The sequence below is a fragment of the Microcoleus sp. POL10_C6 genome (assembly GCF_036701585.1).
Lineage (GTDB): Bacteria > Cyanobacteriota > Cyanobacteriia > Cyanobacteriales > Microcoleaceae > Microcoleus.
In genome coordinates this window covers 37,834-53,319 of record NZ_JAUBRB010000006.1, presented here as the reverse complement: position 1 = coordinate 53,319, position 15,486 = coordinate 37,834, and the positions used below count along the sequence as shown (strand labels likewise).

Genomic DNA, 15,486 nt, shown 5'->3' with positions numbered 1-15,486 from the left:
AGTAGTATTTCAAGTTTTCTGTCAGAAACTGGGAATGCCTCGGGAGGCTCTGTCGCCTGCTCTCACAAGGCGGTAGAGTCGCAGGATATGACATTTCCAGGCTCTGAGTGGAAACCAGATCCAATCCACAAAATAAACGCAGACAATCTTACTTTCATCTGCGTTTACCTGCGTTCATCTGCGGTTTAATTCTCCAACCCTAAACCGCTTGCACTTCCTTTTCCTCAACAGCAACAGGTTCTTGATATACAGTTTGAGACTCATTAGCCAAAAACTCAGCCAATTGAGCTTCAATTTCATCCCGCACAATCTGGCGATATTCCAGGAAATGCTCGTTGTGAGCGCAGACTGTCAAATAGTGATCCCAAACTGCAGGATTGCGCTTGAGAATGCTGAACAAATGATGCCAAAACTTCCAGCGAGTTTTGCGCTTGACTCCCTGCCGCCAAACCACAGTTAGCAGTGCTCGCAAATCGATCCAACTGGGAACTCTCGCAGGTATCTTTGCTGTAGGTGCACCCAACATTAAGAAATGGCGATAAGTCCGGTCTAAATATTTCTCAGCATCGTACACTTCGCAGAATGCCTCGACATATTCGCGGGCAATATCTTCGAGAGGCCGCGTCGGGATAAAGTTCATCAAGGTAGTCTGGTTGAGGTTGCCAGATTTGTCGCGCAACCGCCCTTCTTTTGCTAGTCTGTGGGACAATGCCGTGTGCGGCAAAGCTTGCAGCATTCCAAAGGTTGTGCTCGGAATGGCTGCTGCTTCGGCAAACTTGACAATCCGCTGACCGGCACCGGGTTTTTCGCCGTCAAATCCAATGATAAATCCGGCCATTACTCGCAAACCGGATTTGGCAATTAACTCTACGGATTCGATCAGGGAATTGCGGGTATTTTGGAATTTCTTGGTCATTTGCAGGCTTTCTTCATCGGGAGTTTCAATCCCTAGAAACACTGCATTGAAATTGCAAGCAACCATCATGTCCATCAATTCTTGATCTTGGGCTAAGTCGATGGATGCTTCTGTGTTGAAAGTAAAGGGGAATTTGTGTTCTTCTTGCCAGACTTTTAAGTCTTTTAGCAACAGTTTGACGCTGCGTTTGTTGCCGATAAAGTTGTCGTCTACCATGAACACGCCGCGCCGCCACCCCAAGTTGTAGAGATAGTCTAATTCTGCTATCAATTGTTGGGGGTTTTTGGTGCGAGGTTTGCGGCCGTAGAGGACGATGATATCGCAGAATTCGCACTGGAAAGGACAGCCGCGCGAAAATTGAATCGACATCGAGTCGTAGGCGTCTAATTCCAGCAAGTCGAAGCGGGGAACGGGGGTTGTGGTAACATCGGGTTTTACGCCGTCCGATCGATAAATTCCGCTTTTTTCGCCACGCCCGATTGCTTCGACGAACATCGGCAAGGTGATTTCGCCTTCGTCGAGAATCAGGTAATCTATGCCCGCTGCTTGAGGTTCTTCGGGTACGGAAGTGGGGTAGGGGCCTCCGCAAGCTACGGATTTACCGCGCCGTTTTGCTTCGCGAATGATGTCTAGCAAATCTTCTTTTTGGACAATCATGGCGGACAGAATAACGAGCTCTGCCCATTCCCATTCTGCTTCTGTGATTTGTCTGATGTTGCGATCGACTAACTTAAATTCCCATTCTTGGGGTAAAATAGCTGCTACTGTTACCAAACCCAGCGGTGGCAGCAGCACTTTACGATCAACTAATTCTAGGATTTTCTCGTAAGACCAAAATGTTTTCGGAAACAGCGGGTAAACTAGAAGAACTCGCATTATATGTTAAACCTCACATCAGTAAACAACTTGCGATCGGGCTGGCGGGGCGTGAGAGTTCGATCGACTCTCAAGACTTCATGTTAAGGCTAAAATTACGATCTTGCACTCGATCAAATATCTGGCGAGGGGTGACACCCCCTAAGCCACACACAATGAGCGCAATTTTTAGCTTGCAGTTCCCTGTTAAAGTTTGCAAATGCTGATATCTTATCGTATTTGACCCTTAATTGACGATAATCGCATTTAAAAAGCATGGGATTAAGGCAAAAAAAACTGGAAACAGTAAATTACTGCTTTGGTGCGCCATAAGAACCCTACATTAGTTGTTTAATGCACATTTTCTCTTCCTTTTTCCTCAACATTCATCCGTTACATCCGTTACATCCGTTACATCCGTTATAAAATCCGCTGCCGAACTTCCCTCTTCCTTCTAATTTGAATCTTTGCCGGGAATCCCGCTAGTTCTTAACATATCGGCAACTGTGCCGCAGTAACTCGGCATTCCTATGCTTTCGGGATTCACAAGATTTTGATAGGTAAAATGGCGGTAGCTGATGCAAAATCTATCCCAAGCAGCCACTTGAATTCGGAACAGCCAAATAAAGAAATCGGCTAGCCAAGGTGACAGAGTAATCCGAAAAAATATGTTTTTATTCAAATACTTGCAAGCTTGTTCTACCACTTCGTTAGCTGTAATCGGGGGATTTCCTAGCACAAAATGTCGCGTTTCCTCGGAAGCAGGCGGATGTTGAACTAAATAATTAACTACTTTAGCAATATCTGCGCCGTGGATGAAGTGAAAACTGCCATCTGCCTTAAACCAGCGAATCAAACCAATCCATTTTGCGACAAGTGGCAGACCAGAGGACAAGTGAGAGACTGGTTTTTCTGCGTCTCCTCCCAGTACTAATGTCGGGTAAAGTGCCGTAATTGGAGGCACATTTGTCAAAGCTGACAAATGCACCATGCAGTTGTATTTTGAGCTAATATAATCTGTCCCCAGTTCTCCGGCTTCTTTCAGCAAATTGTTGTCTCGACCGAGAATACTGGCGGTTGAAAAATAAATTACTTGTTGGCAAGTCTGTGGCGAAAGTAGTTGAATTAGCTGGAGAGTTTTCGTTACGTTAACGTCAAACACTTCTTGAGTTCCTCCCCAAGCAGTGGCAGCTAAAATTGCGACATTAATTGTTTGCAAAAGTTCGGCGTGTTGCTCGATATCTCGCATATCGCCTTGTAATATATGGATGCCGGGGCGGGCTTTCCAGTCAAATTTTAATTTTTCTGGGTTGCGAACTAATAAGTAAAGTTCGTGGTTTGTTTCTTGAATCAAAGTTTCGGCCATGTAGTGACCGATACAGCCACTTGCACCCGTCACAAAAATTTTTTTTGAGTTCATTTTGCCGCAGGGGAAGAGGGTTTTTTTGACTTGATGCTGAGGCTAAGATCCCCCCTCGCCCCCCTTCTTAAGGGGGGACAAGATTATTGTCAAAGTCCCGCTTCTTAAGGGGGATTTAGGGGGATCTCTACTCGGTTATAAGCGAGATTTGTCAGGGGTTGTTACTCGTTACCAGGCTCTGACCTGGTAAGGCAGATCAGGAGGCTCTGCCTCCATTTTACGCGAGGCAGAGCCTCTGGATATGGGTTCACCAGGCAGAGCCGGGGAACCAGTTAAAACCAGTTCGCAATCAATTTCAAGCAGCAACTGCAAGCAATTTGTCGGCTTGTTTTGCGGTTTCAAAGAAGAAACGCACGTTATCTTCGGGAGTACCCGGTAATACGCCGTGTCCCAAATTGAGGATGTGTCCGCGCGGGCCCGCTTTGCGAATTGTATCAAGAATTCGATCGCGAATAAACGGTTGAGAACCAAACAAAACGCCGGGATCGAGATTTCCCTGAACGTTCATATTCGGGCCCAAACGCTTGCGCGCGTCGGCCATATCCACTGTCCAATCGACGCTGATGATATCCGCGCCGGATGTTGTCATGCGTTCGAGGAGGCCGGCGCTACCGGTGACTAACAGAATTAGCGGGGTGTCGGGATGGGTTTTTTTGACTTGCTCGAATACTTGTTTCTGGTAAGGTAGAGCGAAGGTGTCGTAGTCCTGCGGGGAGAGTTGGCCAGCCCAGGAGTCGAACATTTGCACTACTTGCGCGCCGCAGTCGATTTGATAGCGCACGTAAACGGCGATCGCATCGGCGAATTTCGACAGCAACTGATGCAGTAAAGTTGGATCGGAAAATGCCATGTTTTTGATGATGGCATAATCCTTAGAACCTTTGCCCTCAACCGCATAGGCCGCCAAAGTCCACGGCGCGCCGACAAAACCGAGCACGGTGGATTTGTTGCCGACTTCTTCGCGCAGGGATTTCAGGATTGTTTTGATAAACGGCAAGCTTTCGTCCGGGTTCAGCGGTTGCAGCGCGTCGATTTGCTGCTGAGTGCGGATGGGTGAGTGGATAATCGGGCCTTTGCCTTCGGCGATGTCCATGTCGATCCCCAAACCGGGCATCGGGGTGACAATATCGGAAAACAGAATTACGCCGTCGGGTTGAAACGCGCGCCACGGCTGAAGGGAAACTTCGATCGCCACTTCGGGGATTTCGGAACGTTCGCGAAACGAGGGATACTTTTCTCGCAAATCTCGATAAGCCTTCATGTAGCGGCCGGCTTGACGCATCATCCACACGGGCGGGCGGTCTAGGGTTTCGCCGCGGGCTGCCCGCAACAACAAGGGAACTTCATTTAATGCCGACATTTTAACTTTTCTCTACCTTAGATATTTCAATGCCTTTGGTAGCTTACCACTGTGCGATCGTCCTTTTTGACAAAAAATTCATCTGTCAGCGGGGAGGGAGATGAGGGGAGTGGCTGAGTTCGATAGCAACCTTCTGGCACGGTTAAGGAATTCTTAATAGCTGAAACTATTGCTAATAGGGAATTTTCCCATCCACGCTTCTGCTACAATGACAATGCAAACTAACAGAATCCGCGACCGCGACCTCAAGCAGACGAAGCATCTAGGACTGGCGCAGCAGCGAAGCGTCCAAAATCAGCACGGCGAAATAAAAATATGTTTTTTGACAATTGGTTGGAAATAATTCGGATTTTGACGCTCGGCATTTCCGCTTACGCCGCGCTGATTTTTTTGCTGCTGGCCTCCGGCAAGCGAACTCTGTCGAAGTGGAATGCCTTCGATTTCATCGTTACCATCGCGCTCGGTTCCACGCTGGCGACTGTCATCATGTCAAAAGACGTTTCGTTGGTCGAGGGCGTTTTCGCCCTCGGCTTACTCATCGGGCTGCAATTCATCGTCACCTGGCTTGCCGTGCGGGTAAAGTGGGTAAAAAATCTCATCAAAGCCGAACCTACTATGCTGCTCAACCAAGGCCAATTTCTGCCTGTGGCGATGCGGCAGCAGCGCGTGAGTGAAGAGGAAATTCGGGCGGCGATTCGGGGGACGGGCAGCGCGTCGATCGAAGAAATCGAAGCAGTCGTGCTAGAAACCGACGGCAGCATGAGCGTTGTCAAAAAATCTCCAAACAATTCGCGCTCGGCTCTCAAAGATGTAACTTAGTCGATCTCTGAAATACCCAAACTAAACGGAGTACCGTGATAATTCGGGCTTCGTGTCTCGTTTGCCGTCGCTCTATTGGGGATATTCATTGCTGAATATTCGTCATCAAAGACGATCGGAGTCTTACACAGCATAAGAAAGGCTTTTACGCCCTTTATCCCTCGTAGGGAACCCACGCAGAAGTCCTATTTCCTAAGACCAAAAACTCTTTTCGTACAACAAACATGGGTTATTTTTTACAGCAGGGCATACCATACTAACCAGCGGTCTGCCTTTTCCTCCTTTCTCTCGCAGTTTCCCGGTAAGCATATTACTGCTACTATGACCGTTTTGTTATTACAGCCGAGTAAGTGGGTCGCAACCATCTATATATTAACTCAAATCAACTCTATATGCCCACTCTTTCTATATTTTTGTTTGGCTTATATCCCAACACCGAACCGGGTACAGTTACGGTGTGGGACTTACGCCAATTGAGTTAAATCGAAACTATCTCGTCACACAAACTCCGCCCACCACTACCCGACATTGATCTCGGCCCGCATCGAATCTACTATCATTCCGCCGCGCCGAGTCTAAATTTCTAGTCCGCGAATTGTAGTAATAATCTCCCGCCGGAAACCTTCTATTCGGGACAGCGCAGTAAGTTGAATCTTGATTACCCTCGTCAAACCTTACTCTCACCATAGAACGTCTCTCGCGACAATCAACAGGCCGCAAGTCAAAATCATCTTGCAGAAGCTGTGCTCTGTCATATTGACCGTCATATCGATCGTTATCTCGCCTCGTGTACCAATCGTCCCGCGAATTGCGAGATCGTCTGTCGCCCCCATCAATTCCCGAAACTTCCAGCGTGTAGCTACCGCCTCGGGCAGCATCTTTTGCTAACACTAACAGTTTGTAATCGCCACTACGGGGAATTTGATAATTAAAAGAACGGTCTTGCGTAAAAGCGACTTGTTTGTTGTTCCCGTAAAATAGCACCATGACGGGAGTAAAACCGCGACTTCTATCTGTATCTAAAAACACTTCAATGTTGTCGCCTTCCCTCGCGCTAAAGGTGTATTCTTGACCACGCAATTCTTCCGTCGGAGATCCCGGAACCCACATATTTCGGAAACGGTAAATCGGGGAAGTGCGGCGAATTACTCCGTCAATGCGATCGTTATTCTGTATCTGTTCGCCAACCGCAATTGAGGAAATCCCGGTAATTGCCAATCCCGTAACTAGGACTGCGGCAGCAATACTGTTTAACAAGTTGTGTGCTTTCATATCAACCTCTGGAAAAATTTAAAATCTTTTTGCTTTCTTGGCGCCGACATTTGCATACACAATCCATTTTAAATGTAATTTCTGCCCACCGTGTAAACCTCACCCAACCCGGCTATTTAGCGGGTGCAAAATCTCATGTTAAAGTTATAGACGTTGAACCCTAATCTAAAGTTGCGATTGATCGCCACAAATCAGCAATCCCGATTCAGCGTCGAGACTAGCTATAATTCCCATGGGTAAAGCAGCGTTAACTCCCTCGTGCCCGAAGGGCAAATCCGAGACAATCGGAATATTCAAATCCCCCAGCCGATCGCGCAAAACCTCTTCAATGCTAAAACTGGGAATACTCGGCTCAATCTCGCAGCGACTGAAGCGCCCCAAAGCAATGCCCCGCACGCCTGCGAAAGCCCCCGCCATCCGCCACAAAGTCAGCATTCGATCGACCCTGTAAGGAGCCTCGGAAACATCCTCAAATGCGAGAATAACCCCCGTCAAATCCGGTTGATACGGGGTTCCGAGCAAGTGAGAAGCAACCGTCAGATTCGCCGGAAACAGCCGCCCGGTGGCTTTTCTGCTGCCCCATCCTTTACCTTGCAAAGATTGTAAGGGACGACCTTCGATGCAGTCAAAAAGTCGATCGACAGACCAATCCGGTTCATCCGCCAAAGTTGTCAGCATCGGCCCGTGAACCCCCCAAATCCCCAATTTGTCGTGATTCCACAGCAAAGCAGTAATGTCGGAAAAGCCGATTAACCATTTCGGCGAATGGGAATCGGGAGTTGGAAATTGGGAATTTTCCGCCTTTCCCACATTTCCTTTTTCCAAAAGTCGAGTGCTGCCGAAACCGCCTCGAACACAGAGAATACCGCGACAATCCGGGTCATTGAGGGCATCTGCTAGCTGTCGGACGCGGTTTTCGTCGGAACCGGCTAAATAGCCCCAGCGATCGTCAAAACCCGGTGTTAATTCAAGTCGATAGCCGCGAGATTTCCAAATTTCTACACCCTTTTCAAAGTTGGTTGATTCTCGCAAAGTGCCACTAGGGGCAATTACTTTGAGCAAATCTCCTGGTTGCAGAAATTTTATGTTAGTCATTAGTAGGTTGATTGTTGACTGTTGACTGTTGACTGTTTGCGGTTGATTGTTAACCTTTGGCTTTTTGTTTTAGTGAGTTAAGATAGGCATTAAGTGTTGGTGAAAGTTCATTTAATAAAGGATGCACTCGATCGATTTGTTCTTGAGTCAAAAGATTGCGAGCGATAGTTGATGGCAAACCATTGACTGTCAACCGTCAACAGTCAACCGTCAACAATTAAGGTAAAGTCAGAATTTCCACCCCAGAATCAGTCACAGCCAGAGTGTGCTCAAATTGAGCCGAAAGCTTTCCATCCTTGGTGATAGAAGTCCAACCATCGGCGAGAATTTCCACTTCCCAAGTACCCTCATTAATCATCGGCTCGATCGTAAAAACCATGCCTTGTCTGAGCTTCTTTCCTGTGCCCCGCTTGCCGTAATGCAAAATTTCCGGTTCAGTGTGAAAGACTCGGTGAATCCCGTGCCCCGCAAAATTTCGCACTACCGAAAAACCCTGTGCTTCAGCATATTCTTGAATTGCTGCACCGATGTCGCCGGTACGGGCACCCGGTTTGACTTCCGCAATTCCTCTTCTTAAACATTCCTCGGTTACTTCAACTAACTTTTTCGCTACAGGTGAAGGTTGGCCCACAAAAAAAGTTTTGGAAGTATCGCCATGATAACCATCAACTAAAGGTGTTACATCAATATTAATAATGTCACCTTCTTTAAGAATTTGTTTAGCATTAGGGATGCCGTGACAGACTACTTCATTGACGCTAGCACACAGAGATTTAGGAAATCCTTTATAGCCTAGCGGAGCGCTTTTTGCTCCGTGTGCCAAAGTCCAGCGTTCGGCTTCATCGTTAATTTCTAGAGTGCTTACTCCCGGTTTAACCATCGGTTCGAGATGTAGCAGAAGTTCGGCCGCTAAACGGCCTGCTTGGCGCATTTTTTCGATTTCTCTACTGGATAAAAGCACTAAACGTTCGGTTGCCATAGTTTTTTCTGTTTTCTTTTTTGGGCAGTCAATTAAGAGTTTATTTAACTCACTTTGAGAATAGATTTGAATTGCTGTTCCATAAACTTGTAAGGTGCGTCAGTCAGCGAATCTTTCTAAAAATTGGCCAGTATTATTACTGACGCACCCTACTAGCAGTGATAGATTTGAACCAGTGTTCACAACGATCGCCCAAAGCTTCCAAAGAGTATTCTACCTCTACTTGTCGCCGGCAAGCGCTGCGGTCAATTTGGTCTAAGCGGGCGATCGCACCTACCAAGCCATTTACACTGTCAGGAGCCACTAAAAAGCCCGTCAGCCCGTCTCGAACAATTTCCGCCGGCCCCCCGCGCTTGTAAGCAATCACAGGTACACCGCACGCTAAAGCCTCGATCGCGACATTTCCAAAAGCTTCCACCCAGCGCGGTGTCATCAACAATGCTCGGCACTGACGGACTTGCTCTTGCATTTGAGTTGTTGTCAGAAACCCTAAATATTCTACCGGAGCATCCGGGTAATCTGCACAAATTTTTTGCCAATAATCCTCATCTTGCATTTTGCCCATAATTTTCAGGGGAATGCCTGTAATTTTCGCTGCTGCTACTGCATCTTCTAAGCCTTTTTCCGGGGCGATGCGGCCTAGCCAAGCTAATTTAGACTGCGGTTTGTCGCAAAATTTGTACAGGGATAAATCTATGCCATTTCCCAACAACTGACATTCATCGGCAAAGGCGAATGTGTTGGCTTGAGAAGCGGTGTGAACTCCGATCGTACCAGGAAACTGGAGGGCGGTTTGTCCGGCAATGCGATCGAGGGCGGCGGAAAGGGAGCCCATGCTGATCAAATGTGCGATCGGAGTCCTAAAAAATGGTGTCAAATAAAACGGCAGCCAATCGTAGGCAAAATTAACAATGACATCCCATTCATCCTGAACTTGGCGAGCATATTCCCACATATTCGCCAGCACAGAATCGGCGGGCATCACAATAGGATCATTGTAATCTTGTGTTTGGGCGGTTACTTGCAAATCACCCGTTATTTCGATTACTGGAATTGATTCTAAAATTGAACCTATCGGTGCTACAACTGCTATTTTATGACCGCGACTCTGTAATTCTTTAGCGATGTTAAGGACTGTAAGTTCGACTCCGCCACCCAACCCCGAACCGAGTTTACCGACCGAAGTTGACAGGAACAATAGTTTTAAAGTGTCATTAGTCATTAGTCATTAGTCATTAATCAGCATTCACTAATTTTAACATAATCTAAATTATCAATTTCCCATTTCAAATCTCAAGTTCAAATTATTTGAAAATTGCTACGTTTATTAATCCATCCCAGAACGCGGACGGATGCGATTCAACTGATTGATTGCCCAGCGAGCAGTTTCCTGAACTTCTGGATCTGGATCGTCCGTTGCACGGTGCAACAAGTAACTGATTTGATTCACCAATTCGTAAATCCGCGTCAAGTCGCGAATTGCATTTTTACGCACTTCAGGATTTTCATTTTGCAGCGAAATTGACCACGCATTATTCATGGGTTTGAGGGTGCGAATGCCAATTTCCGAGAGACTTGCCAAAATTAAACTGTACTGCTTGGAGTCGGAATTTGCTAGCAAATCGAGCAACGGCTCAACTGCTCTGGAATCTCCCCGCTGACCTAGTTCCCAAATTGCTTTGCCTCTCTTTGCCGGATTTAGCTGCTGCAAATCTTCAATCAGTGCTTCAATAATATCAACTTTAGGTCTACCATCCGTTTCGGGAAGGGCAATACCTTTCTTCTTAGCTAGGGAATCGGTTTGATTAGTTGTTTCGGGAATGTTGAAACCTGTGTTACTGTATCCGTTGCTGTGAGTTTCCAAGGGCGAGGTGTCGGAATTAATTTGATCGCCCTCGACTGCTGCATCCTGGGATTCTGGTTCCCCGGATTCCATATTTAACGGAAAAGGTCGATCGCTGTTCTCGATACTGTTGTCTTTTGGCAAATCCAAAGGGTAGGGCAAGGCTGACAGCGGTTTTGATAGCCCAAAAGAAGCCTTGTGCTGTGTAATTGCGTGGGAGTTTGTAGGAGAATCGGGATTATTAGTAAATTGAGAGTTTCTTGGGTTGTGGCGCTCAAATCGTCCCCGTCTTCGCTTAGAATAATTTGACTCGTCACTACTAACTAATTTGAGCATGATAAATACTGCCGCTGCCGTGACGACAACTGCTGCCAAACCCAACATTAAGAACCCTCGCTGACGAGACAAAATGACGATCAAATTGGATACCGATTTCGGGATCTTAGAATTAGATTTGGACCTTTTGGACGGCTGAGATTTGTTTTTATCGGGCGCTGGAGACGGTTTTGGAGGCTTGGAATCCTGGCGATCGTCCGGGGGAGAGTTCGCCTGAGCAATTTCTTGGGAAACAGCACGCGCAGAGGCATTGAGTACCTGTTGCCCTCCGTCGGCACTTGGACTGAACGCAGCGCCCAGACAGGCAATGCAGGTGAACAAACATACAGAGGAGCGGTAATGCGCCATAAGACTCAATCCGGGTTTTGAGAGGCAACGCCGCATGACGAGCTTTAGTTTAACCTTGAGTTAGCTCGATCCTAGCTGCTATGGGCTTAACTAACTCACAAATACCACCAGACTAGCGAAAAACCCTGGTTTGAGAGGGCACCGAGCCAGATATTATAAGCACAATTGTGTCATTGACGTGCAACTCCTTTAAATAATTAGTTTAATTAGTTTAAAACGAACAACTACATTGGCGGCCGCGACTTTAGCAGCGGCATCCCGAAAGTTGATTGCAGCTAATCTCACCTACGTGCAGTGTGCAATGCAGGCCCCGCAGCCCAGCACTGCGGGGGCGTTAGCAGACGATTGTGGCTAGCCGTCGATTTCTCACCAATAGCGTGACATGACCAAGAGTTTAACAAGCTTCCGAGCCTGCAGGTCGATCGTTTTTGTGTGAATTTGGGTGGAAGTGGGACAGGAAGATAGGCACTGGTAACGAGAAACCCGGTTTTTTCGTTAATTCTTCGCTGCTAAACCGCATATTTTCCGTACATTCCAGGACGCACTCTCGACGCTCACAAACCAGTTTTATTTACCAAAAATGCTGTAAGAAAGAGAGCGCTGATTTGACCGATGTTAATTTGAAGGGGGCAATTATGCCGGATAGAAGTGTTTGGGCGATCGACTAAGATAACCGTTAGGAAATATTGTATTCAGCTAGCCAGCGCCAAAAATCCTACTATCTGGTAAAAGTAGGGTCGGATTTAGTTAGGAGCTATATAGCAATCCTCGCATCATTTGTGAATTTCTTACTCCCTCCCCTTGATAAGGGGAGGGTTGGGGTAGGGTAAAAAGTTTACGACTCCTGCAAGGATTGCTATAGTGAGAGCGAGTATACCCTTTCACGCACGCGCCCTGTCCCCACGTTCTGTTTATTTGTACCCACTTAGTTAAGTTAAATCAATCGGTATTTAATGCTGTGCCGCCAAATTTGATATAAGATCGAGCTAAATTTTTAGTGTGAGAGTAGAGGCGTTTGTGAGCCAACAAGATATTTTAAATTTAGCAAAAGAAGGCGATGCCAGGGCGATCGCATTTCTGATCAGCCAAGCACTCCAAAGCTTCGGCGTCACGGCTAAAGCCAGCCGGGAAAATGACACCCTGCACCTGCTGCTGGAAGCAGAACATTTACCCGCAGAAGAAGCCTGTCTCCGAGTCGCAGTCAAAGGGTTGCAGCGGCTGCAACCAAATAACCTTTACTCAGTGACAGTTTACGGGCGGCGCGACGGCGAGCAATTGCCCGCTTGGACTCAGACAGTAGAATTAAAAAAACGCTTGACTTCCGTACCCGTGAGTCCATTAGTTGCCGTGAATGCAGCAGTAGCTGCGAGTGCAGCAGTAGCTGCTAGTGTAGCCGCTTCTCCCATTCCTGTGACTTTGCCCAAGCTAGAAAAAACTCAAAATGTCACAACGGCGCCCCCTCAAACACCAGAAAAATCTCCGCCCCAACCCCCTCAAATCCCAACTCCAAAACCCCCAAACCAAAGGCAGCAAAAGCCATCGCCGCAGCCAGCATTAGCAGGCACTAAAACTAAAAAATCAGGGCTGTCAGTCGGTGCTCTGAGTCTAATTCTCGTACCCATATCCGGCCTTGTACTGGCTTCTCAACTTTACAAATCCTCACCCCCCGCTACTAATAACCCTCCCACGTCAAAGCCTGCGGTACAAGAAGTGAGTTCGACACCCGCAGCCAAACCCCTTCCCGCTCCAAAATCGCCCTCCCCGGCTGCCAAAAAACCTGCCATTTTGCCCGCAACTGTCAGTATCAAAGCAGTTGGCGACATGATCCCCGGCACAAATTATCCCTACAACAAACTGCCGGCAAAAAAAGAGATGTTATTAGAGTCGGTAAAACCGTACCTCAAAGGAGCTGATATTCTGTTTGGCAATTTTGAAAGCACGATGACCGATTATCCTTACAGTTCCAAAGCAGGCGGCGGACGAATGCTGTTTGCCTTTCGGACGCCTCCGAGTTATGCGAAAATTTTCAAAGATGTTGGTTTTGATATTTTGAGTATTGCCAACAATCACTCTTACGATTTTAACGAGCAGGGATTTAAGGACACGATTAAAAACATCGACAGCAATGGCATGAAGGCTGTCGGTAAAAGAGATCAAATTGTTTATCAAAATGTCAAGGGTGTGAATTTTGCATTTATCGGTTTCAGCAACTACGGCGACGTTCACAATTCTTTGCTGGAACTGAAAGCGGGAGCCGAAGTTGTCAAAAAAGCTAAGGAAAACGCTGATATTGTAGTGATATCAGTTCATGCTGGAGCTGAAGGAACGGGAGCTATCAATGTGAGAAATAAAACTGAGTTCTTTTACGGAGAAAACCGGGGAAATATGGTTTTGTTTTCGCGGACGATGATTGATGCGGGAGCTGATTTGATTTTGGGACATGGCCCGCACGTTCCGCGAGCAATGGAACTTTATAAAGGTAAATTGATTGCTTACTCTCTGGGAAATTTTTTGGGTTATCGCACTTTGTCTACAGCAGGAGCACTCGGTCAATCTCTAATTTTGGATGTGAAAATGACTCCGCAAGGGGATTTTGTTTCTGGTAAGATTATCCCCGTCCAACTTGACGGGCGAGGTGTTCCGGCTGTTGATAACAAATTTAGAACTGTGGGGTTGATTAACCGTTTGACCAAGAGCGATTTTCCCAATAGCGGTTTGACAATTGATGACAAGGGGCAAATTTTGAAAAAAAGTAAGTAGTTATTGGCAATTGGGCATGGGGCATGGGGCATGGGGCATGGGGCATGGGGCATGGGTAACGAGTAACTAATAATCAATAACCCATAACCAATAACTAATCACAAATAACCCATAACCAATTCCCCATTCCCCATTCCCAATTCCCGATTCCCATTACCAATAATTAGTCATCAATCATTGCTTTCAAAGCTTCTTTCATCTCCTCTACAGTCGTCGTTGCCGTACCGAATTGACGCACGACAATACTAGCCGCCAAATTGCCCAAAACTGCCGCTTCCCAACCCGATGCACCGACGCACAAAGCTAAAGTCATTGCTGCTACAACTGTATCTCCAGCACCGGTTACGTCGAATACATCAGTCTTGTTAAAAGGGGGAATGTCCCAACTTTGAATGGCAAATTCCCCCTTTTCACAAATGGATGTTGGAGGGGGTGAATTTTTGATTTCTTCGCCGTTGGCTCTTTCAAACAAAGTCATCCCTTCTTCGCCGCGAGTAATCAGGATTTTTTGAGCTTGAGTTAAGTTCAATAAATCGCGTCCTGCTTGCATTAAAGTTTGAGGGTTTTTGATAGCATATCCGACGGCTTGCTCGGCTTCGGGCAAGTTCGGAGTAAATAACATTGCTCCACAATATCGCTGCAAATTGGTTTGAGCGTCTACAATTGTTTTGCCGGGAACCACTGCCGATGCGATCGCCAAATTCGTCAAAACTCCGTCCCCGTAGTCGGAACAAACCACGGCATCTACTGTCGGTATTTGCTGCCGGATGTAGTCTGCCAGTTGCAACTGCAAATCTAAATCCGGCAACTCGTCCGATTTGCGATCGACTCGAACAATTTGCTGAGTCACCGACTGCCGCGCGTGCCCGGAGATTCGAGTTTTGGTGACAGTTGGACGCTGCGAATCGATTAAAATCCCACCCGTATCAATTCCCGCTGCCTCAAAAATACCGCACAAAGCCTTTCCCTGGTCGTCTTTTCCCACCAAACCAGCAACTTTTACTTTGCCTCCCAGTTTGGCTAAATTATAGACAGCATTTGCGCCACCTCCGGGTACTTGCTGAGTATTTTCGTAGCGCAAAATCAACACAGGTGCTTCGCGGGAAATTCGCTCTACTTGTCCGGTAAGAAACTCGTCCAAGGTCAAATCTCCGATCGCTAATACCTGCGCTTGATCGAAGCAGTCTAATCTTTTCAATAATTGCTCTGTTGAGGCACGCAGTTGAGGCAAAAAATCGGAATAGTCGTTAGTCATTAACCAAAAAAATGAGACTGAGGAGTTGATAATTGAGTGTAGAACGAGCGGGAATTAAAAATCCTAATATTAATTAATAATTAATTTCCTCCCTTGTTTTATGTTTAACTTTTAATTGATTTCCTCACTGGGATTTTGAGCAACCAGTTGCAGGCTATTGGCGATCGCACTCGCTCCAACAATTTGGCAAAAAAATGCAGATAAAATCGCAGCCTTTGAGACTCAACT

General features: G+C 46.8%; 12 protein-coding genes. 2 read left to right on the top strand and 10 right to left on the bottom strand.

Going from position 1 to position 15,486, the window contains the following annotated elements; all coding sequences use genetic code 11:
• Window positions 1-199: 199 nt before the first annotated feature.
• The 3 genes from QUA34_RS05210 to hemE form a co-directional block, all read right to left on the bottom strand.
• Window positions 200-1,792 carry a B12-binding domain-containing radical SAM protein gene (locus tag QUA34_RS05210; protein WP_333327702.1) on the bottom strand — a complete coding sequence of 531 codons (1,593 nt, stop codon included), beginning with the start codon at window positions 1,790-1,792 and terminating at the stop codon, window positions 200-202.
• A 433-nt stretch (window positions 1,793-2,225) separates the two neighbouring features.
• Complete coding sequence (locus tag QUA34_RS05205) at window positions 2,226-3,191, bottom strand: NAD(P)-dependent oxidoreductase (RefSeq protein ID WP_333327699.1); 966 nt, start codon at window positions 3,189-3,191, stop codon at window positions 2,226-2,228.
• Window positions 3,192-3,486: 295 nt separating this feature from the next.
• Window positions 3,487-4,551 carry a uroporphyrinogen decarboxylase gene (hemE, locus tag QUA34_RS05200; protein WP_333327696.1) on the bottom strand — a complete coding sequence of 355 codons (1,065 nt, stop codon included), beginning with the start codon at window positions 4,549-4,551 and terminating at the stop codon, window positions 3,487-3,489.
• Between the two features lie 315 nt (window positions 4,552-4,866).
• Here hemE and QUA34_RS05195 point away from each other — a divergent pair, with 315 nt between their 5' ends.
• Window positions 4,867-5,370: a YetF domain-containing protein gene (locus QUA34_RS05195; protein ID WP_333327694.1), complete on the top strand. Its 504-nt coding sequence runs from the start codon at window positions 4,867-4,869 to the stop codon at window positions 5,368-5,370.
• Here the strand turns inward: QUA34_RS05195 and QUA34_RS05190 are convergent.
• From QUA34_RS05190 to QUA34_RS05165, 6 genes are all read right to left on the bottom strand, one after another.
• Window positions 5,367-5,504 carry a hypothetical protein gene (locus QUA34_RS05190; protein WP_333327691.1) on the bottom strand — a complete coding sequence of 46 codons (138 nt, stop codon included), beginning with the start codon at window positions 5,502-5,504 and terminating at the stop codon, window positions 5,367-5,369. The two genes, QUA34_RS05195 and QUA34_RS05190, sit on opposite strands and share 4 nt — an antisense overlap.
• Before the next feature lie 355 nt (window positions 5,505-5,859).
• Window positions 5,860-6,642 (bottom strand): hypothetical protein, encoded by a 783-nt coding sequence (locus QUA34_RS05185; RefSeq protein ID WP_333384581.1) that lies wholly within the window; start codon window positions 6,640-6,642, stop codon window positions 5,860-5,862.
• A 165-nt stretch (window positions 6,643-6,807) separates the two neighbouring features.
• Complete coding sequence (locus QUA34_RS05180; protein WP_333384578.1) at window positions 6,808-7,737, bottom strand: LD-carboxypeptidase; 930 nt, start codon at window positions 7,735-7,737, stop codon at window positions 6,808-6,810.
• Between the two features lie 217 nt (window positions 7,738-7,954).
• A complete protein-coding gene (gene map, locus QUA34_RS05175; RefSeq protein ID WP_006635181.1) occupies window positions 7,955-8,716 on the bottom strand; it encodes a type I methionyl aminopeptidase in 762 nt (253 codons plus the stop codon).
• Window positions 8,717-8,852: 136 nt separating this feature from the next.
• On the bottom strand, window positions 8,853-9,938 hold the full coding sequence (locus QUA34_RS05170) for a glycosyltransferase family 4 protein (RefSeq protein ID WP_333384575.1): 1,086 nt from the start codon (window positions 9,936-9,938) through the stop codon (window positions 8,853-8,855).
• Window positions 9,939-10,043: 105 nt separating this feature from the next.
• Entirely contained in the window at window positions 10,044-11,243 is a 1,200-nt protein-coding gene (locus QUA34_RS05165) for a HEAT repeat domain-containing protein (protein ID WP_333384573.1), read from the bottom strand.
• 1,017 nt (window positions 11,244-12,260) lie between these two features.
• On the opposite strand from QUA34_RS05165, the gene QUA34_RS05160 reads away from it, so the two are divergent.
• Window positions 12,261-14,003 (top strand): CapA family protein, encoded by a 1,743-nt coding sequence (locus tag QUA34_RS05160; RefSeq protein WP_333384570.1) that lies wholly within the window; start codon window positions 12,261-12,263, stop codon window positions 14,001-14,003.
• A gap of 163 nt (window positions 14,004-14,166) precedes the next feature.
• Here the strand turns inward: QUA34_RS05160 and QUA34_RS05155 are convergent, their stop codons facing one another.
• Complete coding sequence (locus QUA34_RS05155; RefSeq protein ID WP_333384568.1) at window positions 14,167-15,258, bottom strand: PfkB family carbohydrate kinase; 1,092 nt, start codon at window positions 15,256-15,258, stop codon at window positions 14,167-14,169.
• Window positions 15,259-15,486 lie beyond the last annotated feature (228 nt).